15 protein-coding genes are annotated in these 24,232 nt (G+C 56.6%); 8 read left to right on the forward strand and 7 right to left on the reverse strand.

What is annotated here, in order from left to right:
• Positions 1-20 precede the first annotated feature (20 nt).
• The 3 genes from mdtC to HX773_RS16430 are packed head-to-tail and all read right to left on the reverse strand — an operon-like array spanning position 21 to position 7,437.
• Entirely contained in the window at positions 21-3,092 is a 3,072-nt protein-coding gene (mdtC, locus tag HX773_RS16420) for a multidrug efflux RND transporter permease subunit MdtC (protein ID WP_176972405.1), read from the reverse strand.
• Positions 3,089-6,211, reverse strand: coding sequence for an MdtB/MuxB family multidrug efflux RND transporter permease subunit (locus HX773_RS16425; RefSeq protein WP_176972406.1), 3,123 nt, complete (start codon positions 6,209-6,211; stop codon positions 3,089-3,091). Before HX773_RS16425 ends, mdtC begins: the two co-directional genes overlap by 4 nt.
• Positions 6,211-7,437 (reverse strand): MdtA/MuxA family multidrug efflux RND transporter periplasmic adaptor subunit, encoded by a 1,227-nt coding sequence (locus HX773_RS16430; RefSeq protein WP_176972439.1) that lies wholly within the window; start codon positions 7,435-7,437, stop codon positions 6,211-6,213. The genes HX773_RS16425 and HX773_RS16430 overlap by 1 nt, the downstream gene beginning before the upstream one ends.
• Before the next feature lie 237 nt (positions 7,438-7,674).
• On the opposite strand from HX773_RS16430, the gene HX773_RS16435 reads away from it, so the two are divergent.
• Both HX773_RS16435 and HX773_RS16440 read left to right on the forward strand, forming a co-directional pair.
• Positions 7,675-8,637 (forward strand): aldo/keto reductase, encoded by a 963-nt coding sequence (locus HX773_RS16435; RefSeq protein ID WP_176972407.1) that lies wholly within the window; start codon positions 7,675-7,677, stop codon positions 8,635-8,637.
• 218 nt (positions 8,638-8,855) lie between these two features.
• Positions 8,856-10,190 (forward strand): carbohydrate porin, encoded by a 1,335-nt coding sequence (locus tag HX773_RS16440; protein ID WP_176972408.1) that lies wholly within the window; start codon positions 8,856-8,858, stop codon positions 10,188-10,190.
• A 114-nt stretch (positions 10,191-10,304) separates the two neighbouring features.
• Here HX773_RS16440 and yegD read toward each other — a convergent pair whose 3' ends face one another.
• The 3 genes from yegD to HX773_RS16455 all read right to left on the reverse strand — a co-directional run bounded on the left by yegD (position 10,305) and on the right by HX773_RS16455 (position 15,072).
• Complete coding sequence (gene yegD / locus HX773_RS16445) at positions 10,305-11,657, reverse strand: molecular chaperone (RefSeq protein WP_176972409.1); 1,353 nt, start codon at positions 11,655-11,657, stop codon at positions 10,305-10,307.
• Between the two features lie 77 nt (positions 11,658-11,734).
• On the reverse strand, positions 11,735-14,299 hold the full coding sequence (locus HX773_RS16450; protein ID WP_176972410.1) for a diguanylate cyclase: 2,565 nt from the start codon (positions 14,297-14,299) through the stop codon (positions 11,735-11,737).
• A gap of 161 nt (positions 14,300-14,460) precedes the next feature.
• Positions 14,461-15,072 carry a phosphatase PAP2 family protein gene (locus HX773_RS16455; RefSeq protein WP_176972411.1) on the reverse strand — a complete coding sequence of 204 codons (612 nt, stop codon included), beginning with the start codon at positions 15,070-15,072 and terminating at the stop codon, positions 14,461-14,463.
• Between the two features lie 230 nt (positions 15,073-15,302).
• Here HX773_RS16455 and udk point away from each other — a divergent pair, with 230 nt between their 5' ends.
• The 3 genes from udk to asmA all read left to right on the forward strand — a co-directional run bounded on the left by udk (position 15,303) and on the right by asmA (position 18,539).
• Positions 15,303-15,941, forward strand: coding sequence for a uridine kinase (gene udk, locus HX773_RS16460; RefSeq protein WP_008104883.1), 639 nt, complete (start codon positions 15,303-15,305; stop codon positions 15,939-15,941).
• Positions 15,942-16,013: 72 nt separating this feature from the next.
• A complete protein-coding gene (gene dcd, locus HX773_RS16465) occupies positions 16,014-16,595 on the forward strand; it encodes a dCTP deaminase (RefSeq protein WP_007888946.1) in 582 nt (193 codons plus the stop codon).
• A 144-nt stretch (positions 16,596-16,739) separates the two neighbouring features.
• Positions 16,740-18,539, forward strand: coding sequence for an outer membrane assembly protein AsmA (asmA, locus tag HX773_RS16470; RefSeq protein WP_176972412.1), 1,800 nt, complete (start codon positions 16,740-16,742; stop codon positions 18,537-18,539).
• A 56-nt stretch (positions 18,540-18,595) separates the two neighbouring features.
• Here the strand turns inward: asmA and HX773_RS16475 are convergent, their stop codons facing one another.
• Positions 18,596-20,152: a TerC family protein gene (locus HX773_RS16475; RefSeq protein WP_176972413.1), complete on the reverse strand. Its 1,557-nt coding sequence runs from the start codon at positions 20,150-20,152 to the stop codon at positions 18,596-18,598.
• A gap of 789 nt (positions 20,153-20,941) precedes the next feature.
• Between HX773_RS16475 and wbaP the strand changes: the two genes are divergently transcribed.
• The 3 genes from wbaP to HX773_RS16490 all read left to right on the forward strand — a co-directional run bounded on the left by wbaP (position 20,942) and on the right by HX773_RS16490 (position 24,223).
• The gene (wbaP, locus tag HX773_RS16480; RefSeq protein WP_176972414.1) at positions 20,942-22,375 is read left to right on the forward strand and encodes an undecaprenyl-phosphate galactose phosphotransferase WbaP; all 1,434 of its coding nucleotides are present in this window, start codon (positions 20,942-20,944) and stop codon (positions 22,373-22,375) included.
• Positions 22,376-22,648: 273 nt separating this feature from the next.
• A complete protein-coding gene (locus tag HX773_RS16485; protein WP_155726391.1) occupies positions 22,649-23,779 on the forward strand; it encodes a polysaccharide export protein in 1,131 nt (376 codons plus the stop codon).
• Positions 23,780-23,788: 9 nt separating this feature from the next.
• Positions 23,789-24,223: a protein tyrosine phosphatase gene (locus tag HX773_RS16490; RefSeq protein ID WP_061717739.1), complete on the forward strand. Its 435-nt coding sequence runs from the start codon at positions 23,789-23,791 to the stop codon at positions 24,221-24,223.
• The last annotated feature ends 9 nt before the right edge of the window (positions 24,224-24,232 follow it).

Consider the following 24,232-nt stretch of genomic DNA (forward strand, 5'->3'; position numbering starts at 1 on the left):
TAGCAAGCGTGTGTAGCAAGTCATTCAGCTATCAGCTGAACCTTTTTCTTACGCCGCCGCAGCTTATCCATCATCAAATAGACCACCGGCGTGGTATAGAGCGTCAACAGCTGGCTCATCACCAAACCCCCGGCGATGGTGATGCCGAGCGGCTGACGCAGCTCCGCGCCGTCACCGCTGGTCAGCACCAGCGGCAGTGCGCCAAACAGCGCGGCGAGCGTGGTCATCAGAATCGGGCGGAAACGCAGCTGGCACGCCTGGAAAATCGCGTCGCGCGGCGACAGATTGCCGTTGCGCTCGGCATCCAGCGCGAAGTCGACCATCATGATGGCGTTTTTCTTTACGATACCGATCAGCAGCAGAATGCCTATCAGCGCAATCAGGCTAAACGGGGTGTTGAACAGCTCCAGCGCCAGCAGCGCACCGACGCCCGCCGACGGCAGCGTGGAGAGGATGGTCAGCGGATGCACGTAGCTCTCATACAGAATGCCCAGCACGATATACACCGCCGCAATCGCCGCCAGCATCAGGTAGAGCTGATTGGATTGCGACTGCTGGAACACCTGCGCAGTGCCGGCAAAGCTGCCGCGCACGCTGGCGGGCACGCCTAGCGCGGTGATGGTGCGATCGATAGCTTCAGACGCCTGCGACAGCGATACGCCTTCCGGCAGGTTGAACGAAATAGTGGATGCCGCCGACAAGCCTTCGTGGTTCACCGACAGCGGCGCGTTGGCCGGTTGCCACTTGGCAAACCAGCTCAGCGGAATCGCTTTGCCGTCGCTGTTAATCACAAACATCTGATCGAGCGAACTGATGTCCTGGGTGTAGCGCGGGTCGACTTCCATCACCACTTTGTACTGGTTAAGCGGCTGATAAATGGTGGAGATCTGGCGCTGACCAAAGGCGTTATTCAGCAGGGCGTTAGCGGCAGACACATCGATGCCGAGCCGCGCCATGCTTTCACGGTCGTAAGTCAGGTTCATTTCGCTGCCGTTGTCCTGCTGATCCGAGTTGACGTCCGCCAGCTCGGGCAGGGCGGCGAACGCCTGACGGATTTTCGGCTCCCATTCGCGCAGGTCATTCAGGTTATCCGACAGCAAACTGTACTGATAGCTGGCGTTGGACTCACGTCCGCCAATACGAATGTCCTGCACCGCGTTGAGATAGAGATTGGCGCCGGGCTCTTTCGCCAGCTTGATACGCAGCCGGGCGATCACTTCCTGCGCGCTTTCGCTGCGCTCGGAGAGTGGCTTGAGCGAGACGAACATCGAGCCGCTATTGGTGCGTGAACCGCCGGTAAAGCCGGTGACGTTATCCACCGCCGGATCGGCTTTGATGATGTTCATGAAATCCTGCAGTTTGCCGCGCATCGCCTGGAACGAAATGCTCTGATCCGCCGAGATAAAACCTTGTAAGCGGCCGGTATCCTGCTCCGGCATAAAGGTTTTCGGGATCGAGATGAACAGCCACACGGTGAGCGCCACGGTGCCGAGCAGCAACATTAGCACCCAAATGGCGTGATTCAGCACCCAGCTCAATGAGCGCGCGTAGCCGTTTTGCACCTTCATCAGCAGCTTGCCGAAACCACGAATACGCGGTTGGCTGCGTTTGATCTGCGGCTTGAGCAGATAAGCGCACATCATCGGCGTCAGCGTGACCGAGATAAACAGCGAGATCAGAATCGCCACCGACAGCGTAATGGCGAACTCCGAGAAGAAGCGGCCAATAATGCCGCCAATCATCAGCAGCGGCAGGAACACGGCGATCAGCGACAGGCTCATCGACAGCACGGTAAAACCGACCTCGCGCACGCCGGTCAGCGCCGCCTGCAGCGGCTTCATGCCCGCTTCGACGTGACGCGCAATGTTCTCCAGCACCACAATCGCGTCATCGACAACAAAACCGGTGGCGATGGTTAACGCCATCAGCGACAGGTTATTCAGGCTAAAGCCGCACAGATACATGGCGGCGAAGGTGCCAATCAGCGAGACCGGCACCGCAGCGGCGGGGATCAGCGTGGCGCGCCAGTCGCGCAGGAAGGCAAACACCACCAGAATCACCAGCGCCACGGCGATGATCAGCGATTGCTCCACTTCATGCAGCGAGGCGCGAATCGTCGGCGAGCGGTCCTGCGCAATTTGCAGATCGATGGCAGCGGGGATCACGTCATGCAGTTCCGGCAATTCGCCACGAATGCGATCGACAGTATCAATGATGTTAGCTTCCGGCGATTTACGCACCACCAGCAGCACCGCCGCTTTACCGTTGGTCATCCCGGCGTTGCGCACGTCCTGCACCGAATCCTGCACGTTAGCGACATCGCTGAGGCGCACCGCCGCACCGTTGTTGTAGTGCACCACCAGCGGCTGATATTCGCTGGCGGTTTGCAATTCTCCGTTGGTACGTAACTGCCAGCGCTGCTGCACGTCATCAATCGCGCCCTGCGGACGGCGCTGGTTGGCGTTGCTGATGGCGGTGCGCACCGCATCCAGTGACACGCCCTGATTGAACAGCGCCTGCGGATTGAGTTCGACACGCACCGCCGGCAGCGAACTGCCGCCGACCGTCACATCGCCCACACCCTCAATCTGCGACAGCTTCTGCGCCAATTGCGTTGAGGCGTAATCATACAGCTGACCGGGATTATAAATGTCCGAGGTCAGCGTCAGGATCATGATCGGCGCATCGGAAGGGTTGGCTTTGCGATAGCTGGGACGGCTCGGCATGCCGGTCGGCAGCAGGCTTTGCGCGGCGTTGATCGCCGCCTGCACATCGCGCGCCGCACCGTTGATGTCGCGATCAAAATCGAACACCAGAATGATGCGCGTGCTGCCCAGCGAGCTGGTGGAGGTCATTTCACTGACGCCTGCGATACGCCCAAGCGAGCGCTCCAGCGGCGTTGCCACCGATGCCGCCATGGTTTCCGGCGACGCACCGGGCAGCGAAGCCGAGATCAAAATCACCGGGAAATCCAGCTGCGGCAGCGGCGCCACCGGCAGCAGGCGGAAGCCGAGAATACCGGCCAGCGCAATCGCCAGCGTCAGCAAGGTGGTGGCGACCGGGCGATGGATAAACAGCGCGAAAAACTTCACGACTGCGCCTCCGAGCGCTTGAAGCGACGGCGCGTAGCGTGCGACAGGCGATCAAACAACAGATAGATCACCGGCGTGGTGAACAGCGTCAGCACCTGGCTCACCACTAAACCGCCCACCATGGCGATCCCCAGCGGACGACGCAACTCGGCGCCAACGCCGGTGCTCAGCATCAGTGGCAGCGCACCGAGCAGCGCCGCCAGCGTGGTCATCAGAATCGGACGGAAACGCAGCAAGCACGCCTGATAAATCGCCTCGCGCGGCGGCATGCCTTGCTCACGTTCCGCTGCCAGCGCGAAATCGATCATCATGATGGCGTTTTTCTTCACGATACCGATCAGCAAGATAATGCCGATGATGGCGATGATATCCAGCTCGTTGCCGCTCAGCATCAGCGCCAGCAGCGCGCCGACACCGGCGGTGGGCAGCGTCGAGAGAATGGTGATTGGATGGATAAAGCTCTCATACAGCACGCCGAGCACGATATACATCGCCACCACCGCCGCCACGATCAGCCACACGGTGCTGGACAGCGCCGCTTCAAAGGCCAGCGTGCTGCCCTGGAACTGCGTCATCATTTCGGCGGGCATGCCGACCTGATCTTCCGCTGCGCTCACCGCCTTGACCGCATCGCCCAGCGAATACCCTTCCGCGACATCAAACGAGAAGGTCGCCGACGGGAACTGATCGAGATGGTTGATGCTGAGCGCGGCGTGGCGCTCCTCAATCTGCGCGATGGCGCTGAGCGGCACGCTGCCGCCGTCGCTGCTGGTCAGGCGAATGCCGTCAAGGCTCGCCAGTCCCGGCGTGGCATCGCTGTTCTGTTCCAGCACCACGCGATATTGGTTGGCCTGGGTGTAAATGGTCGAGATCAGGCGCTGGCCAAAGGCGTTATACAGCGCGTTATCCACGTCGGCCATGCTGATGCCGAGGCGGCTGGCGCTGTCACGATCGACACGTACAAAAGCTTCCAGACCTTGATCCTGCCAGTCGCTGCTGACGTCGCGCAGTTGTGGCAGCGTGTTGAGTTGCTCCAGCAGTTTCGGCACCCACAAACTCAGCGACTCCAGCGAACCGGATTGCAGCGTGAACTGGTACGGCGTGCGGCTCGCCTGGGTATCAATGGTCAAATCCTGCACCGGTTGCAGCCACAGCGAAATGCCCGGCACTTTGGCTAACGCCTGTTGCAAGCGCTGCTGCACGGCCGGAATGCGATCGTCACGTTCATTCAGCGGCTTCAGGTTGATTTGCAGGCGCGCGCTGTTGAGCGCGGCGTTGGTGCCATCGACGCCGACAAACGAGGTCATGCTCTGCACCGCCGGATCTTTCATGATGATCGAGGCGACATCGCGCGTGCGCTCAGCCATGTTGGCGTAAGAGACCGACTGCGGCGCCTGCAAAGTGCCCTGAATAATGCTGTTATCCTGCTGCGGGAAGAAGCCTTTGGGGATTACGATCCACAGCAACACGGTGATCAGCAAGGTGCCGAGCGCTACCGATAAGGTGATCCACGGATGCAGCAGCACGCGCGTCAAGCCGCGCCCGTAACTGGCAATAATGCGGTCAAACATCGCTTCGCTGGCACGCGAGAAGCGATTCTGCTTGCGCAGCGATTCGGCGCTTAACATGCGGGCGCACATCATCGGCGTCAGCGTCAGCGACACCACGGCGGATATCAAAATCGCCACCGCCAGCGTCACGGCGAATTCGCGGAACAAGCGGCCAATCACATCGCCCATAAACAGCAGCGGGATCAGCACCGCAATCAGCGAGAAGGTGAGGGAGATAATGGTGAAGCCAATCTCGCCCGCGCCTTTCAGCGCCGCCGTCATCGGCTTTTCGCCTTTTTCGATATAGCGCGAGATGTTCTCGATCACCACGATGGCGTCATCGACCACAAATCCGGTGGCGATGGTCAGCGCCATTAGCGTCAGGTTGTTGATCGAGAAACCGAGGAAATACATCGCGGCAAAGGTGCCGACCAGCGACAGCGGCACGGCGACGGCAGGAATGATGGTCGCCGGAACGTTACGCAGGAACAGGTAGATGATCATCACCACCAAACCCATCGCCAGAATCAGTTCGTGCTGGGTATCGCTGACCGAAGCGCGGATGTTGGTGGTGCGGTCGGTAAGCAGTTTCACATCTACCGATTTCGGCAGCGTGGCGGTTAAACCGGGCAGCATGGCGCGAATGTTATCGGCGGTGGCGATGATGTTAGCGCCGGGCTGGCGCTGCACGTTGAGCACAATCGCCTGCTGACGGTTCGCCCATGCGCCCAGCCAGCTGTTCTCGGCACCTTGTTCGATGGTGGCCACATCGCCCAGTCGCACCGGCGCGCCGTTGTTATAGCTGATGATCAGCTTGCGATAGTCTTCCGCCGAGGTCATCTGGTCGTTGGCCGACAGCGTAATTGAGCGCGTTGGGCCGTCGAGGCTGCCTTTCGCCGAGTTGACGTTGGCGTTGGTAATGGCGGTGCGCACCGATTCGCTGGTCAGGCCGAGCGCGGCCAGCGCCTGGGTGTTCATCTTCACGCGCACCGCAGGACGTTGCCCGCCCGACAGCGTCACTAAACCCACGCCCGAAACCTGAGAAATCTTCTGCGCCACGCGCGTTTCCACCATGTCCTGCACCTGCGTGAGCGGCATGCTGGTGGTGGTAACGGCGAGCGTCATGATCGGTGGATCGGCCGGATTCACTTTGCTGTAGACCGGCGGATTCGGCAGATCGCTCGGCAGCAGATTGGTGGCGGAGTTGATCGCCGCCTGCACTTCCTGCTCGGCAACATCCAGTGGCAGCGTCAGCTGGAACTGCAATGTCACCACCGACGCGCCGCCCGAACTCTGCGACGCCATCTGCTTCAGGCCAGACATCTGGCCAAACTGGCGTTCCAGCGGCGCGGTAATCGAGGAGGTCACTACATCAGGGCTGGCGCCGGGATAGAGCGTGACCACCTGAATGGTCGGATAATCGACTTCAGGCAACGCGGAGACTGGCAAAAAACGGTAGCCGAGCACGCCGGCTAACAGAATGGCGATCATCAGCAGCGTGGTGGCGACCGGGCGCAGAATAAACAGGCGCGAAGGTCCACCGCTGTTGTCAGGAGGCATCACCTGCATTATTGACGCTCTCCGCGTGCGGGCTGCGCAGCGCGCGTGCTGTGCGTTGCGGCGCTTTGTGGCGCCACCACTTCAACGGTGGCGCCTTCCGTCAGGCGATCAAGTCCGTCGGTCACCACGCGATCGCCCGCTTCGAGGCCCGCGCTGATCACCACTTTCTGGCTATCCTGCAAACCGGCGGTGACGCGTTTCTTGCTCACTTTGTTGTCGCTGTTGACCACCCAGACAAAGTGACCGTCGTTGCTCATCTGCAGCGCAGCGGTGGGGATCACCACTGCATCCTGCAAGGTATCCACTTTCAGACGCGCATTGACAAACTGGTTAGGGAACAGCGTGTCATCTTCGTTGCTGAAGCGTGCTTTGAGCTTGATGGTGCCGGTGGTGGCATCAATCTGGTTATCGAGGCTCAACAGCGTGCCGCTGGTCAGCAGCGTTTTGTTGCTACGATCCCAGGCTTCGACGATCAGCGGCTGTCCGCTTTTCTGCGCCTTGAGGATTTGGCTGATGTTGTTCTCGGCGACGCTGAACACCACGTCAATTGGATGCGTTTCGGTGATCACCACTAAACCGGTGGTATCGCCGGACGTGATGTAGTTGCCGACATCAACCTGCTTCAAGCCGACGCGTCCACCAATCGGCGCGGTAATGCGGCTGTAAGTCAGATTGAGCTGGGCGCTGGCGACGTTGCCTTCATCGGCTTTAATGGTGCCGAGCGTTTCGCTCACCAGCGAACGTTGCGTATCGAGTTCCTGCTGTGACACCAGCGAGGTTTTCGCCAGTTTTTCATAGCGGTTGAGATCGCGGCGTGCGTTGGCGAGCGTGGCCTGGTCTTTTGCCAGTTGGCCCTGCGCCTGAGTTAACGCCACCTGATAAGGACGCGGATCGATTTCCGCCAGCAGCGCGCCAGCGGCCACTTGCTCCCCTTCCTGGAAGTGCAGCGCCATCAGCTGTCCGTCAACGCGACTGCGCACCGTAACGGTGTTGGCGGCGGTGACGGTGCCGAGGCCACTGAGGTAGTAGGGCACGCTTTGCGTGGTGGCGCTTGCCGCCTGAACCGGCGCTAACGGACGGCGCGCACCGCCGCCTGCGCCGCGCCCACGATGCTGCTGACCTTCGGCCTGCGGCTGTTTATTCGGTTCCGCTGGATGCTGCCACCAATAATATCCGCCTGCCAGCACGGCAATCACGGCTACGGCCAGTAAGCTTGTTTTAATTCGACGGTTCATCAAGGTGTGTGCTCTCCAGCGGTTTCGTATTCCCCAAGTGCGTAGTAAAACGGCCACTGCGCAAACGAATGATTGTAGTCGCCCGGACCGGGCAAAAATTGAAGGAAATAAGAATATCGCCCCAGTGAAGGTAAGTATTCATATTCTGTAAATATTCTGCGAGGAATACGCATAAGCGCGGCGATTTCCTTTGCTAAGCTCAATGCAGACCTGTCTCGTTTGAATAAGGAGAACAAAATGAGTCAACAGAAACTCCGCCAGCTTGGCGACAGCGGTATTGAAGTTCCCCGTCTCACCTTTGGCGGCAACGTATTTGGCTGGACGGTGGATGAGAAAACCTCGTTTTCCCTGCTGGATGCGCTGGTGGAGAAAGGCTTGTTCTTCATCGATACCGCCGACGTTTATTCGCGCTGGGCGCCGGGTAACGAAGGTGGCGAATCGGAAACCATCATCGGTAAATGGTTGAAGAAAAGCGGCAAGCGCGACAGCATCGTGCTGGCTACCAAAGTCGGCATGGAGTTATCGCCAGAGAAAACCGGCCTTAAGCCGGCTTACATTCGTCAGGCGGTAGAAGATTCGCTGCGCCGCCTGCAAACCGACGTCATCGATCTTTATCAGGCGCACCGCGATGATGACACCACGCCGCTGCTGGACACGCTGAAAGCCTTCGATTCGCTGATCAAAGAGGGCAAAGTGCGTGCGATTGGCGCCTCTAACTACAACGCTCAACGTCTGCAGGAAGCGCTGGATGTGAGCAAGCAACATGGCCTGGCGCGCTATGAAACCCTGCAGCCGGAGTACAATCTCTACGATCGTCAGGAGTATGAAAGCGGTCTGGAGCAGGTTGCGGTGAAAAACGGCCTCGGCGTGATTAACTACTATTCGCTGGCCAGCGGCTTCCTCAGCGGTAAGTACAAAAAGCCAGAAGATGCCAGCAAAAGTAAGCGCGGGCAGGGCATCGTCGATAAATATCTGAATGAACGCGGCAAGCGCATTGTTGAAGCGCTGGAAGATGTCGCCGCCTCGCACGATGTGTCGGCAACGCAGGTGGCGCTGGCGTGGCAGATTGCCCGTCCGAGCATTACCGCCCCGATTGTCAGCGCCACGTCGCTGGAGCAGCTGGATGAACTGGTGAAAGCTACCCAGCTGGAACTGAGCAAGCAAGAGATTGAAGAGCTGGCGAGCGCCAGCAAACTGTAATGTTTTCAGGGACGCTGCGGCGTCCCGCCTTTTTTCTGCTCTGCCTCACAAAAAGTGCCATTTCCCGCAAAAGATTTTCAATCATCGACCGACGTCACAATTGCGCTAACGCACTATCAACCTGCGGTAAACTGCGCACATATTTGCAAAAACTGACAAATCCTCAGCACTATCCTCTGTTCGATCCATTCCAGTAACTTCATATAAGAATAACCATCATGAACAGAAAAGAAGCAGTGCAGCATTTACCCCGCCTGGCAGCGGGAACCCTGATGTTTGCGATGCTGAGTGCATCTGCGCTGGCCGCTGATGCTTTCAGTTACGACTCTCCCTATATGTTTGGTGATTGGGGCGGTTACCGAACGCAGCTGGAAAATGACGGCATTAAATTCGACGTTAACTACACCATGGAAAGCGGCTCCAATCTGGCGGGCGGCGCCGATACCAACACCTCGATGCGCTACAGCGATCAGTGGGCGTTTGGCGCTAACTTCGACCTGGAAAAACTGCTCAACTGGCAAGATGCGCAATTCCAGATGACGATTACCGATCGTAATGGTCAGAACATCTCCGATCAGGTCGCCGATCGTCGTACCGGCATGTTGTCCTCCACTCAGGAAGTGTACGGACGCGGCCAAACCTGGCGTTTAACCCAGTTCTGGTTGAGCAAAGGTCTGTTCGATAACACCGTGAACCTGAAAGCGGGTCGCGTCACCGTGGGTGAAGATTTCGATAACTTTGACAGTAAGTTCCAGAACCTGGCGTTCGGTAGCGGCCAGGCAGGTAACTGGCGTGGCGATCGCTGGTTCAACTGGCCGGTGTCCCAATGGGGCGGCCGCGTGAAGGTGAATATCACGCCTGAGGTGTTCTTCCAGGTGGGCTTCTATAACCAGAACCGCGCCAACTACGATCGCGGCGACGGCTTCCGTCTCGATACCAGCAACTCCGAAGGCAATCTGGTGCCGGTAGAGTTGGGCTGGAAACCGACGTTAGGCGCCGACAAGCTGCCGGGTAATTATCGCATCGGCTATTACTACTCTTCGGCTAACGGCGACAACTACGGCAGCTGGCGCGATGGTGCCTATCAAAGCCAGGATCACGCTTACGGCGGCTACGTGCTGTTGCAACAGCAGCTGACCGCGCAGGGTGGCGATGCCAGCCGTGGCTTGGGCATCACCGTTCAAGCGGTGATGAACGACCACAAAACCTCGAAAACTGATAATTATCAGTCGGTGAGCTTCACCTGGAAAGGGCCGTTTGATGCGCGTCCGCAGGATGAGATTGGTGTTGGTGCGGCACGTATTCACGTTAACAGCGCTTACACGCGTTCGCAGCGTGAGCAGAACAACGCTAACGGCGAGACCGACTTCAATAGCCCAACCTATCTGCCGATTCAGGATGGCTCAGAGTACAACTATGAGATTTACTACAACGCGCAGTTGACCAAATGGCTGCAGCTGCGTCCGAACCTGCAGTATGTGGTCGCGCCGGGTGCGGTGAGTGAAGTGAAAGATGCGTTTGTGGGTGGGATCAGTGCGAACGTGAATTTCTAATCTGGCAGAATCTGTGGCTTTCCCTCTCCCCTTGGGAGAGGGCAGGGTGAGGGGATAATCGCACGGAGCGGTCTGGCCCTCACCCTAACCCTCTCCCGCAAGCGGGAGAGGGGATTATCTGAACATCACTTCGGCCCAGCGGGCGAGGCCGGCGGTCACCGAGGCGAAGTCATCGCCGCTGGCGATAGGCGTATCGGGCAGCGCTTGTTGTAACGCCGCGCGCAACACCGGAGAACGTGCGCTACCGCCGGTGAGATAAATCACTTCCGGCTTGGTTTCGCAGGTGGCGAGCGCCAGATGCACTTGCTCCAGAATGCGTTCCAGCGGTTGGTTGATCGCCTCTTCGAGCTGCGCAGCGCTGATTTGCGCCTGCAATTGCGCGGCGATAAACGCCAGCGAGGCATCGGTCTCTTTCACATCCGACAGCGCAATCTTGCTCTCTTCCGCCGCACGCACCAGACGATAGCTCAGCTTCTGCTGCCACACTTTCAGCAGGTGCGCCACTTTGTCGCTGTGTTCGGCATCGCGAATCAAATCGCGCAGCTGTTTGCCGCTGGCCGCGGAATAGAAGTCGCTCTGTGCCGGAACGTCGTTGATCGCCACCGCATTCCACCACGGCAGCGCGGGCAGCGCGGTGCCTTTCTGCGTATTGCCACCGAGGCCCAGCAGCGGCATCAGGGTTTTAAACGCCAGCATAATGTCGAGATCGTTCCCGCCCACGCGGCATCCGCTGTGGCCGAGCAAACTTTCTCGGCGATCGGTTTTATGACGCCATTCCGGCCCCATCAGCAGCATCGAGCAGTCGGTGGTGCCGCCGCCGATATCGACGACTAATACGCGCGTCTCTTTCTGCAGCGTGGCTTCGAAATCGAGGCCCGCCGCCACCGGCTCAAACTGGAACTCGACATCACGGAAACCGGCGCGCTGTGCCGCACGCAGCAGAATGCCTTGCGCCTGCTGGTTAGCCTCTTCGCCGCCTAAACCCTGGAAGTTAATCGGGCGACCAATCACCGCTTGCTCAATCGGTCGATCGAGCTGGGTTTCGCCCTGCTGACGAATGTGCAGCATCATGGCGCACACCAGATCTTCAAAGAAAGCGATCTGCTGCGGCTTCAGGCCGTTAGCGCCGAGGAAGGATTTCGGTGACTTCACGAACCACACTTCTTCGGGATCGACCATATATTGCTGCAGCGCCGTCAAACCGAACTGCACGCTGCCCGGCGTGACGTCGATATCTTCTTCGCGGTTATAGCGCAGCGCACGCTGCAATAAGGCGGTGCCTTCGCTGTCGGGCGTTGGCACCTGATGATGGCGATGCAGCCATTCGCTGATCGCTTCGCGCGTTGGCGCACAAATCATGGAGGGAAGCAGGCGCTGACCATTCTCCAGTGTCAGCAGGCGCGGCGTGCCACTATCGCTGACCGCAATTGAGCAGTTTGCTGTGCCGTAATCGAATCCGATAAACATATTTATCCCCCATGCCGGAAAAAAGGGGGCGACTTTAGCGCAGCCAGCGCGGGCTGGCAATGGGCAGACGTGGCAGATTACATCTGCACTTCCTGATAAACGTGATACTGACCACGGCCCGCGTGTTTTGCGCTGTAACAGGCGACATCGGCCTGTGACATCACCACATTGCTGATGCAGTTGCGTTGATCAATTTGCGTGATGCCGGCACTCGCGCCGACGTGATAAGGCTGATCCAGCCACATAAAGCGGTATTCGCTCACGGCGGTAACGATACGCTGCACCACCTCGCGCACCTGATCCACTTCGCAATTCGGCAGCAGCACGCCAAACTCGTCGCCGCCCAGACGCGCCAGCATATCGCTGCTGCGCAGATGATGCGGCATCAGCTCTGCCAGTTCGCGCAGCAGCGCATCACCGGCGGCGTGTCCGGCGGTATCGTTCACCGCTTTGAATTTATCCAGATCGATAAACACCAATACGTGCTGAGTATTGTTGTTCGCCGCATCGTTTACCAACTGCTTCAAACGCTGCTCGAAGCTGTGACGATTGGGCAGCCGCGTCAGCATGTCGTGTGAAGCGCTGTAGCTCAGGCGTTTCATCACCTTGCGTGATTCACTGACGTCCTGAATAACCATCACCGCGCCGATGCTGGCGCCGGTCAGGGTTTTCAGCGGCGTGATGCTGTAGTGAATTTCCACGCGCGTTCCGTCTGGCGTGTGCAGCACCAGCTCTTCGTCGAGATCGGGGGAGATTTTTTCGCCCGGGAGCTGGCACAGCAGCAAATTATCAACGCGCGGGCCGCTCGCGCCGCGCGTGATGTTAAGCAGCTCGGTAATCGCTACGCCCGCAGCTTTTTCCTGTGGCCAGCCGCTCAGCGTTTCAGCTACCGGATTCATAAAGGTGACGCGCATTTCATCATCGGTGCTGATCACCGCTTCGCCGATGGAGTCGAGGGTAATCGCCATACGCTCTTTTTCCTGGAACAGCGCTTCATTCAGCGCGCGCAGCGGCGTGATGTCCTGACAGATGCCGAGCATGCGTTCGATCTGCCCATCCTGACTCAGAATGCGGTTGGCCTCAGAGCGCACGTAGCGCGGGCCTTCTGGTAAATTAATGCGGTATTCCAGCTGGAAAGCGCTGCGGCGTTCGATGGCCTGCTGCACCACCAGCGCAGCGGTTTCCCGCTCGGCCGGATCGAGCAGATGCACCCACAGATCGTAGGTGGGCGTCTGATGCGGACTTAAGCCAAATAGCTCGTACATGCGCTTGTCCCACAACATCTCGCCGGTCAGCAGATTCCACTCCCACACGCCGATGCCGCCGGCTTCGTTGGCCAGCGTGATGCGCTCCATCAGGCGGCGATTAACCTGCTCGCTCTGCTTCAGTTCGGAGATATCGATAATCTGCGCGATGAAGTAGTGCGGCTGTTGCGCGGCGTCGCGCACCATCGACACCGTCAGGCGCGCCCAGACGATCTCGCCATCCTTGCGGAAATAGCGCTTTTCCATGGTGTAGGTCATGATTTCACCCGCCACCAATCGCTCCAGCTGCTGCAAATCGCTGTTGAGATCGTCGGGATGGGTGATTTGCTGGAAGGTGAGTTTTTTCAGTTCATCGGCCGGGAAACCCAGCGTCTGGCACAGCGACTGATTCACCTGCTGCCAGCCGCCATTTGGCGAAACCAGCGCCATGCCGATCGCGGAGTATTCCATGGCGTTACGGAAGCGGGTTTCACTCTCGCTGATATGATGCTTTTCGCGCTGGAAGGCATCCATCACCAGCGCCATCACGTGGCTCGGCAGCAGCACCAACAGGAACGGCAGCCAGGTGCTGACCTGGCCGAGCAGCATGCCGTTTTGCGCCAGGTTGACCCAGTTAAAGGCCAGCAGAATCGAGATGAAACTGGCGTTGAGGAAGAACAGCAGAAACGCTTCGAACTTCGGCAGCCGCACCGAGCACCAAAAAAGAATCACCACAATAAAGGTGAAGGGCCACGGCAGAAAACGCAGCGATAAATAGCTGGCGAGCAGCGTGCCGAGCAGCGTCAGGCAGGTTTCCAGCTGACGGCCTGGCGTTAAAATCTGGCGCAGCGGTTTATTTGGCCACAGTAATAACACCGGACCAAACGCCAGCACGCCAATCACTTCAGAAATCACCCACGTCGAGAAGAAGGGCAATGACGCGTTGCTGCCAACATGCAACATCCACAATGCCACGACGCCACCTAACAGCGGCGCAATCAGGCCGGCGCACAGGGCAAAGCGCACCCAGTCGAGCAACGAATTGAGCGGGGCGCGGCGATCGAGCAACGCGCGCAGCATTACGCCGCCCAGAATCGCCTGCACCATATTTAAGATGGCGAACTTAATATTGCTGAGCGCGGGACCAATAATGATCAGATTCGCCAGCGCTGTACCCAGTACGCAGGCGAGCAGCAGCAAGGGAACGTGTTTGGAGTGGGCGCGAAACACGATCACCGTCATCAGCGCGGTGGAGTACCAAAGCGGAGAAATACGGCCACTGACAACAATCAGTTCCAGGCAAAATAGCGTCAGTAGAAAAGTGAGACCGCCAATGAGCAAGGCATTGAGCCAGGTTCGCTGTGGTCTTTCCTGTGAAGTTAGTATCTCGAGGGTCATGCAAGAATCCAGCTGCGCGCACCTGATTCACGATGGAAAATGCGCCAATCAATCACTGTTTTGCATGCTAGCACATCTGTTTGAGATATCTGCGGGGAATTCGACTTTAGTCGTTATTCACTGAATTGATTTGCCCTTTGCGCGCAAAGGGCCAAACGGTGTTAGCGAAAAAGATCGGCGCGGGTAAACGGCTTTTCTAAGCCGGCAAGATTGGCAGAGAAGCGTTCGAGGAACTGTTGCGTGGTGGCAACGCGGCCGTGACCCAGCAGCAACAGCGGCACCAGCAGCGCGACGCCAATCTGCGGCAGGCTAAAGCCCTTTAGTGAAGTACGGCGCTGCGTCAGCAGAAACGCGGTGCTGAGCGTGAAGCCGAGCATCAGGCCCGCCAGCACTTCGCTTTTAGAGTGCGCGTGGATTACCAGGCGCGACAGGCCGACCATCAATGGGATCAGATAGCCGATACCAATGGTAAACAGGCGCCAGCGCGGCGACCAGCGGCCGGAGATCAGCCACATCATCACCGGCCAGAGCGTGGCGGACATCGCGCTGTGACCGCTGAAGCCGGTAAAGTTGAATCTGGCGCTACCAATGCCAAAGCCGAGAAACAGGATTTTCGAGACGCTCACCACCAGGCCAGCCAGACCAAACGCCAGCACCCAATACCAGACGGTTTGGCGGTTGTCGCTTTTCCATGGCAATACCAGCGCGATGATCACCGCGGTCGGGATCAGCAACATGCTGTCGCCAAAATAGGTCAGGGTTTTCCAGCTCATACTTTTCCTTGCGGCTACATTCGGAGTGCCAACGCTCGCTTCAGTGTTGGCAGATGAACAGTGTATCGATTAAGCGTCTGGCTGCAAAAGGGGATAATCTGAAAAGCCGTTGGCCCATTTCTCTGGCATCAAACCGGTGAAATACCTATAATTGCCGCCAACTAACCCTCTCATTCGGCCCGTTGCAGCTTCGGCTTAGACAGGCTCCAGTTATCAGGTCTTAAAAAAGTATGACTGACAAGTCTCATCAGTGCGTGATCGTTGGCATCGCAGGTGCATCCGCATCCGGAAAAAGTCTTATCGCCAGCACGCTCTATCGTGAAATCCGTGACCAGGTCGGTGACGAGCATATCGGTGTGATCCCCGAAGATGCCTACTATAAAGATCAGAGCCACCTCACCATGGAAGAGAGGGTGAAAACCAACTATGACCATCCGAGTGCGATGGATCATGATCTGTTGTTGCAGCACCTGCGCGCGCTTAAAGCCGGTCAGGAAATCGAGTTGCCGGTTTACAGCTATGTTGAGCACACCCGCACCAGCGACTGTATTCATCTCAAATCGAAGAAAGTTATCATCCTCGAAGGCATCCTGTTGTTAACCGATGCGCGCCTGCGTCAGGAGATGAATTTCTCCATCTTCGTCGATACGCCGCTGGATATCTGTTTGATGCGCCGCATGAAGCGCGATGTGAATGAGCGCGGTCGCTCCATGGATTCGGTGATGAGCCAGTATCAGAAGACCGTGCGTCCGATGTTCCTGCAGTTTATTGAACCTTCCAAGCAGTACGCTGACATCATTGTGCCGCGCGGCGGAAAAAACCGTATCGCGATTGATATCCTCAAGGCCAAGATTAATCAGTATCTTTGACGACATGGCGTCCGCCCCGGCGTGACGCGCTGTCGTAGCCATTCGCTACACTTAATTCATGGAGTACCTGCGATGAGATTATGCGATCGCGATATTGAAGCCTGGCTGGACAACGGAAAGTTGGCGATTGAGCCGCGCCCGCCAGTGGAACGCATCAACGGTGCCACGGTGGATGTACGCCTCGGCAACCAGTTCCGCACCTTTAGCGGACACACGGCGGCATTTATTGATTTGAGTGGTCCAAAGCACGAAGTCAGTGCCGCGCTGGATCGCGTGATGAGTGATGAGATTGTGCTGCCGGAAGGCGAAGCCTTTTTCCTGCATCCTGGCGAACTGGCGCTGGCGGTAACGCTGGAATCGGTCACCATTCCCGACGATCTGGTCGGCTGGCTGGATGGCCGCTCTTCGCTGGCGCGCCTGGGTTTGATGGTGCACGTCACGGCGCACCGTATCGATCCAGGTTGGCAAGGTCGCATCGTGTTGGAGTTCTATAACTCAGGCAAACTGCCGCTGGCGCTGCGTCCAGGCATGTTAATTGGTGCATTGAGCTTTGAGCCGCTGTCGGGCCCGGCTGCGCGACCGTATAACCGTCGCGAAGATGCCAAATATCGTGGTCAGCAGGGCGCGGATGCCAGCCGCATCGACAAAGACTGACTAAAAAATGCTTGCCAAAATACTTCGAGATGCAGCAAAACGGCAAGCGAGTCAATCCCCGGGAGCTTACATCAGCGAGTGATTGGGGTGAGCGAGCGCAGCCAACGCTGCTGCAACTTGAAGTATGAAGGCAATGAGGATTTGATGAGAAGAGTGATAACAACGCTGGCCATCCTGTTAGTGGTGGTCGTAGCGGGCATGACGGCATTGGTGTTGCTGGTCAATCCCAACGACTTTCGTACCTACATGGTAAAGCAGGTTGAACAGCGCAGTGGTTATCAGCTTCAGGTAAGCGGCGATCTGCGCTGGCACGTCTGGCCGCAGCTCAGCATTCTCGCCGGGCGCATGAGTCTGACCGCGCCTGGCGCCACGCAGCCGATGGTCACCGCCGATAATATGCGGCTGGATGTCAATCTCTGGCCGCTGTTGTCGCATCAGCTGAGCGTCAGTCAGGTGATGTTGAAAAACGCCATCATCCGCGTCACGCCAGACAGCGCCGCGCAAAAGCCCACCGGCGCGCCGGTGGGGCCGGGCGATGCCGAGCCGGTGAGCAGCAGCAATAACGGCTGGTCATTCAACATTGGCAAACTGCGTCTTGCCGACAGCCTGCTGATTTGGCAGCAGCCCGGCGGCGACGAATATAATTTCCGCGACCTCAATCTCAACCTCGATCAGGATGCCAGCAAACAGGCCAGCATCAATCTGGCTACCCGAATTTCACGTAATCAGCGCAACGTCAGCGTCAATCTCAAAGGGCAGATGAATGTGGCGCAGTATCCACATCGTCTGGTCGGGCAGCTGGATGAGCTGAATTACGCCATCGACGGTGCCAATCTGCCGACGCAGGGGATTAAAGGTACCTTGAGCGGTCAGGGCGAATGGAACGGCGACAATCAGCGATTCTCCTTACAGAAGATGCAGCTTACCGCCAATGACAGCGCACTGGATGGCAGCGCCGAGGGACGTCTGGCGCTGCCGCAGCAGCTTAATCTGGTGCTGCATGCCACCAGTTTAAACATCGACGCGTTGATGGCAAATGCACCGGTGACCGATAGCAGCGCGCCGCAGCGTGCCAACGTGGTGAGCACGCCAGTGATTGCGGAGCCGCGGATGCGTGACAACAGCGACTCGCCGCTGAATCAGCTGGATTTGACCCTCAACCTCACCGCCGATAGCAGCGTGTGGCGCGGCCTGACGCTGACCAACTTGCAGCTCGACGCCAGCAATCAGCAAGGTTTGATGACGCTAAGTAAGCTGCAAGGCAAATTTGGCGAAGGCCATTTCTCCGTTCCCGGTTCGGTAGATATCCGCAAACCGGTGACGCAAGTGGCATTCCAGCCTGAGCTGGATAACATCGCCATTGCGCCGCTGCTGAAAGCGCTGGAACTGCCAGAAACGCTGCAAGGCACGGTTTCACTGAAAGGCGATGTGAGCGGCGCTGGATTAAGCATCGAAGAGGCAAAACGTAACTGGCAGGGCAGTGCGGATCTGGAAGCGACCAATTTACAGCTTTCGCAGCTGAATCTGCAGCAGATGGTGCGTCGTGCGGTGGCGCGCGTCAGTAATCGTGTCACCAACGATCAGCCCGACGATCAGGGCATTCAGCAGTTGAGTGGGCGCGTCAGTCTCAAGCAAGGCATCTTCAGCTTGCCGGATCTGCAGGGCGGCAACAGTCGTCTGGCGGTGCAGACCAAAGGCAATGTCGATATGGTTAAACAGCAGCTCGACGTCACCATTAATATGATGCTGCGCGGCTGGCAGGGCGACGACAAATTAGCCGCGCTGCTGAACCAGCAAACTATTCCGCTGCGCATGTATGGCGGCTGGAATAATCTGCAGTACTCGTTGCCGGTGGATGACGTGGTGCGTCAGCAGTTGCAAAGCGAAGCGAAGTCGCGTCTGAATCAGTGGCTGGATCGCCAGCAACCGGCGAAACAACCGTAAATTAACGTCGCCATGCGCGATCGTGGTAGGGTCGCCATTTATGGCGACCTGGTAAATTACGGTGCGATCGGCACTATCTCAACTTTCTGTACGCGGTGGTTTTCTACCTGCAACGTACGCAGCAGATAATCGCCGATCTGCAACTCTTCGCCTTCCTGCGGCACATGTTGCAGGCTGTCCATCAGTAATCCCGCCAGCGTGTGGTAATTGCGCTTTTCATCGAGCGGCAGCTGCACGTAGACGGCTAAATCCTCTAATGGCATGTGACCATTCGCCACCCAACCGCCGTCGGGCAGCACTTGAATATCATAGCGCGCATCGATTTTTTCCCCTTCATTCGGCAGATTGCCGGCGATGGTTTCCATCAAGTCGCTCAGCGTGACCACGCCTTCCACCGAACCAAACTCATCCACTACAAAGGCGAAGTGGGTGCGCGCGTTGCGGAACTGCTCCAGCGCCTGCAACAAGGTGACGCGCTTAGGAAAGATTAACGGCTGGCGAATCAGCGAACGTAAATCCAGTGATTTGCTGTGCAACGATTGATGCAGTAAATCGATCACGTGCACCACGCCGAGCGGGTCGCGGCCCTGTTCGGTCACCAGAATACGCGTGTGCTGGTTACGATCGAGCTTCGCCATAATCTCTGCCGGATCTTCGGTGAGGTCAATATGTTCGACGTCATGGCGCGACGTCATGATGCTATTAATCTGGCGCTGACCAAGTCCCAGCACGCGCGCAATCATGCGCCGTTCCTGGCGGTTAAATAGTGCGCCTTCTTCGCTGTCGCTCACCAGTGAAGCAGTATCGGCGTCCAGTTCCGCACGCTGCGCCTCGCCGCGCAGAATACGCAATACCGCTTCCGAGGTGCGCTGACGTAATGGACGGCCGGCAGTGAGAAAGCGGCGGCGATTAAACATCGCCAGCTGATTGAGTATCTCAATGACGATGGAGAAACCAATCGCCGCGTAGAGATAACCTTTCGGAATAATAAAGCCTAAACCCTCGGCCACCAGGCTGAAGCCGATCATCAGCAGGAAGCTCAGGCAGAGAATCACGATGGTCGGATGGCCGTTGACGAAACGCGTCAGCGGCTTACTCGCCAGCAGCATCAGCAGAATCGCCACCGTCACCGCTGCCATCATCACCGGCAGCTCATTGACCATGCCAACGGCAGTAATCACCGAGTCCAGCGAGAAGATGGCGTCCAGCACCACTATTTGCGCCACCACTGGCCAGAATTTAGCACCGTTCTTATTTTGACCAGTTTCCTCGTCAGCGCCTTCCAGGCGGCTGTTCAACTCGGTGGTGGCTTTATAAAGAAGAAAGAAGCCGCCGCACAGCAACAGCAGATCGCGGGCGCTGAAGTCGTGATGCAACAGGGTAAACAGCGGTTTTGTGAGCGTAACCAGCCAGGAAAGTGAGGCGAGCAGCGCTAAACGCGACACCAGCGCGAGTAGCAGGCCGATAATGCGCGCACGGTCGCGTTCCTTCGGCGGCAGCTTTTCGACGAGGATGGCAATGAAAACCAGGTTATCAATGCCCAACACCAGCTCCAGAACGATTAGCGTTACTAATCCGGCCCAGAGCGACGGATCAATGATCCACTCCAACATGTGTTAATCACCTTAATGTCTGTGTTATGCGCCTAATCTGATGATAGTGAATCGGCTAAGCGGCGACAAATAGGGGCCGATCCAGGAAATACGCCGCTCTGGCTAAAAGTGAAGAATAGTCTTGTTTGAGTATGCAGAAAGATAACATTAAAGTATGGATAAAAAGCAACCAGCGAACCTGGGGCTATTTATTCTCACCCGTAAGTAAACACCTGCATTTTTAATGCGACTAAATGCCGCGTTGAGTATCGAATTAATCTGAATTTTGCGGAGGAATGGCATGAAAGGGATGGCATCAATACTTATGGCTGGTAGTCTTTTTCCTAAAATAGTGTAAGCAAGACAGGGCCTACTTGTAAACAAGCCAGTAATAACTAGTATAGCAACGTGTTAGTAAATGTCTGCGCCAATGTTGTTAATAGCGTGCTCCTGAGCCTCTTAATGTTGCGAACTGTGATCGCACGCGGACCACGGCCAGTAATTAGCGCAAAAATGCCGCATAAAACAAGTTGTAATTAGGAAGATGAAAGCGGTATTGGCAGCGACAGCCAAGGGCGGTAGCGTGCCTGAAGCGCCTTTCTCTTGGTTTAACGGTCTGCCACTGTGGTAAGGGAAGTCGGACTAATCTGTTGGTATTAATCACAATTCTCTTGCTTACTATTGTGAGAATTGATTTGGCCTCAGAGAATTTACCGCAGATTGCCTCAACAAATGCAGTGAATGTTTCGCTCATTTATTAAACAGCGTTGAGGCATTAGGGATTAAAGAAATAATATAAAAGAGTTAAATATGCGCGATAACGAAATTACATATAAAAGTCTTCTGACCAAAATTTTACTGGCGTGCTCGGATTTAATTTGTTTCAACGCAGCATTATTTATTGCGATGGCGATGATTAATTCGTTCACCCATTCTCCACTGGCAGATATATCTGAAAAATACCTGCATTTAAAAATTGCTACGCACATTGCGCTTTCGGTTATTTGCGTAGGCTGGTTCTGGGTTCGCCTGCGTCATTATACCTATCGCAAGCCATTCTGGTTCGAGCTCAAAGAGATCTTTCGTACCATTCTTATTTTCTCTGTCATTGATTTGTCAATTTCAGCACTTTCACAATGGCAAATGTCGCGCTTTGTATGGGTTGCGACCTGGGTGCTGGCGCTGATTCTGATTCCCTTAGCGCGCGCCATCTCTAAACGTGTGCTGAATCATTACGGCATGTGGAAGAAGCAAACCATCATCATCGGCAGCAGCCGCAATGCGCAGGAAGCCTGGCAGGCGCTGCAGAGCGAAGAAGTGATGGGCTTTGATGTTATCGCCTTCTTCGATGTCGATAAGAGCAGCCCGCAGGCCAGCATCTCTGGCGTACCTGTGCTGCACAACGAACAAGAGTTGTGGCAGCTGACCAACAGCGAAACCCAGTTCATCGTGGCGGTGGAGTTCGAACAGAGCCAGCACCGCGATCATTGGCTGAAAACCCTGGCGATGCACAATTGCCGTTCGGTTTCCGTTATTCCAACGCTGCGCGGTGTACCGCTGTACGGCACCGACATGGCTTACATCTTCAGCCATGAAGTGATGATTCTGCGTGTGAATAACAACCTGGCGAAGCGCACTTCACGTTTCCTTAAGCGTGCATTCGATATCGTCGGCGCGCTGAGCATTATCCTGGCGCTGTCGCCGGCGTTGCTGGTGCTTGGATTTATGGTTGGCCGCGATGGCGGACCACCGATTTACGGTCATGAACGTGTTGGATTAGGCGGCCGTAAGTTCAAATGCCTGAAATTCCGCTCGATGGTGATCAACTCGAAAGAGGTGCTGGAAGAGGTACTGCGTACCGATCCTGTTGCCCGCGCCGAGTGGGATAAAGATTTCAAACTGAAGAACGATCCGCGCATTACCAAAGTCGGTCATTTCATCCGTAAAACCAGTCTGGATGAGCTGCCGCAGCTGTGGAACGTGGTACGTGGCGATATGAGCCTGGTGGGTCCGCGCCCGGTGATTGAAGATGAACTCTGCCGTTATGCCGGTGATGTCGATTATTACCTGATGGCGAAACCGGGCATGACGGGATTGTGGCAGGTTAGCGGTCGTAACGACGTTGACTATGAAACACGCGTCTATTTCGACTCGTGGTATGTCAAGAACTGGTCGCTGTGGAATGACATCGCGATTCTGTTTAAGACGGTTGGCGTAGTGCTGAAACGCGATGGCGCCTATTGATAGACAGCTAAGCCGGGGAGGGCACGAAGCTTCCCGGTTGAAAACTGCGGGTGCTGGGTGTGTCGTTATTAGACAGCTGCACTGATTGAGTCTGTATAACCATTTTAATTGATGTCGTCTTTAGACTCGGTGACAACATAAAACCAAGGGAGCGCATAATAATGACCCACAGTTTCAGTGTTTAACCCGTCACATTCAATTTTTGTAAGACGCTACACAGCGGGCGATTTCGCCTCTATCAATCAATAACTGATAGCGAAGAATCAGATGATAATGAAAATTAAATTGATACCTTTACTGGTATCCGCGACTTTTCTCTCCGGATGTACCATTGAGCCGGGTTCTCACCTTTCCACCAGTGGAAAAGATGTCATAGAGCAACAGGATAGCAACTATGACATCGACAAATATGTCAACGTCTTCCCGCTGACGCCGCGTCTGGTTGAACAGATGCGTCCGAAGCCGTTAGTCGCGCAGGCTAACCCGATGCTGCAAAATGAAATTCAGAGCTACGAATACCGTATCGGTGTTGGCGACGTGCTGAACGTCACCGTCTGGGATCACCCAGAGTTGACCACACCTGCCGGTCAGTACCGTAGCGCCAGCGACACCGGTAACTGGGTACAGGCAGATGGCACCATTTTCTACCCGTACATCGGTAAAGTGCGCGTAGCAGGCCGAACGGTCACCGAGATCCGCAGCGAAGTTGCGCGTCGTCTGGCACAGTTCATCGAAAGTCCGCAGGTTGACGTTAACGTCGCCTCGTTCCGTTCGCAAAAAGCCTACGTTACCGGTTCAGTCACCACCTCCGGACAACAGGCGATCACTAACGTGCCGCTGACCGTACTGGATGCCGTCAACGCCGCAGGCGGTTTAGCCGCTGACGCTGACTGGCGCAACGTGGTGCTGACGCACAACGGCAAAGAACAACGTCTTTCGTTGCAGGCGCTGATGCAAAACGGCGACCTGAGCCAAAACCATCTGCTCTATCCGGGCGACATCCTTTACGTGCCACGTAACGACGATCTCAAAGTCTTCGTGATGGGCGAAGTGAAGCAGCAGTCAACGCTGAAGATGGACCGCAGCGGCATGACGCTGGCCGAAGCACTGGGCAACTCGCAGGGTATGGATCAGACCACTTCTGATGCCACCGGCGTGTTCGTGATTCGTCCGATTCGCGGCACCAACCGCACCAAGATCGCCAACATCTATCAGTTGAATACCAAAGATGCGGCATCAATGGTGATGGGCACCGAATTCCAACTGGAGCCGTACGACATCGTCTATGTCACCGCTACACCAATTACCCGCTGGAACCGTGTGATTTCAAGCCTGCTGCCGACCATCGTAGGTGTTGACGATGCCAGCTCCGCGGCGCTTCGTTTCCGCAACTGGTCGAACTAAGGGTTCGCCATGATTAAGTCCGTGTTAGTCGTCTGCGTCGGCAACATTTGCCGCTCCCCAACCGGGGAGCGTCTGTTCAAACGCGCGCTACCAAACACCCGGATCGCCTCCGCAGGGCTCAGCGCCTTGAAAGGCTATCCGGCGGACCAGAAAGCCCTTGAGGTGGCCGCCGATCACGGCGTGTCGCTGGATGGGCATCAGGCACAGCAGTTAACGGCCAGCATGTGCCGTGACTATGACCTGATTCTGGTAATGGAAAAGCGCCACGTTGAGCAGGTGAATCGCATCGATCCAGCCGCACGCGGAAAAACCATGCTGCTTGGCCACTGGCTCAACCAGCAGGAAATTGCGGATCCGTACAAAAAAAGTCGCGAGGCCTTTGAAGAGGTCTACGGGTTACTGGAAAACGCTACCCAGAAATGGGTCAACGTATTAAGCCGATAGTTGGGATTA

This window comes from Pantoea sp. B9002 (assembly GCF_013385945.1).
Classification (GTDB): Bacteria; Pseudomonadota; Gammaproteobacteria; order Enterobacterales; family Enterobacteriaceae; genus Pantoea.

What these genes read in the sequence shown, in the direction of transcription:
- HX773_RS16435 (WP_176972407.1), top strand. Translation starts at nt 7,675, where the DNA reads ATGAGTCAACAGAAACTCCGCCAGCTTGGCGACAGCGGTATTGAAGTT.
- HX773_RS16475 (WP_176972413.1), bottom strand. Translation starts at nt 20,152, where the DNA reads ATGTTGGAGTGGATCATTGATCCGTCGCTCTGGGCCGGATTAGTAACG.
- HX773_RS16425 (WP_176972406.1), bottom strand. Translation starts at nt 6,211, where the DNA reads ATGCAGGTGATGCCTCCTGACAACAGCGGTGGACCTTCGCGCCTGTTT.
- yegD (WP_176972409.1), bottom strand. Translation starts at nt 11,657, where the DNA reads ATGTTTATCGGATTCGATTACGGCACAGCAAACTGCTCAATTGCGGTC.
- asmA (WP_176972412.1), top strand. Translation starts at nt 16,740, where the DNA reads ATGAGAAGAGTGATAACAACGCTGGCCATCCTGTTAGTGGTGGTCGTA.
- wbaP (WP_176972414.1), top strand. Translation starts at nt 20,942, where the DNA reads ATGCGCGATAACGAAATTACATATAAAAGTCTTCTGACCAAAATTTTA.
- HX773_RS16450 (WP_176972410.1), bottom strand. Translation starts at nt 14,299, where the DNA reads ATGACCCTCGAGATACTAACTTCACAGGAAAGACCACAGCGAACCTGG.
- HX773_RS16440 (WP_176972408.1), top strand. Translation starts at nt 8,856, where the DNA reads ATGAACAGAAAAGAAGCAGTGCAGCATTTACCCCGCCTGGCAGCGGGA.
- HX773_RS16455 (WP_176972411.1), bottom strand. Translation starts at nt 15,072, where the DNA reads ATGAGCTGGAAAACCCTGACCTATTTTGGCGACAGCATGTTGCTGATC.
- HX773_RS16430 (WP_176972439.1), bottom strand. Translation starts at nt 7,437, where the DNA reads ATGAACCGTCGAATTAAAACAAGCTTACTGGCCGTAGCCGTGATTGCC.
- udk (WP_008104883.1), top strand. Translation starts at nt 15,303, where the DNA reads ATGACTGACAAGTCTCATCAGTGCGTGATCGTTGGCATCGCAGGTGCA.
- HX773_RS16485 (WP_155726391.1), top strand. Translation starts at nt 22,649, where the DNA reads ATGAAAATTAAATTGATACCTTTACTGGTATCCGCGACTTTTCTCTCC.
- HX773_RS16490 (WP_061717739.1), top strand. Translation starts at nt 23,789, where the DNA reads ATGATTAAGTCCGTGTTAGTCGTCTGCGTCGGCAACATTTGCCGCTCC.
- dcd (WP_007888946.1), top strand. Translation starts at nt 16,014, where the DNA reads ATGAGATTATGCGATCGCGATATTGAAGCCTGGCTGGACAACGGAAAG.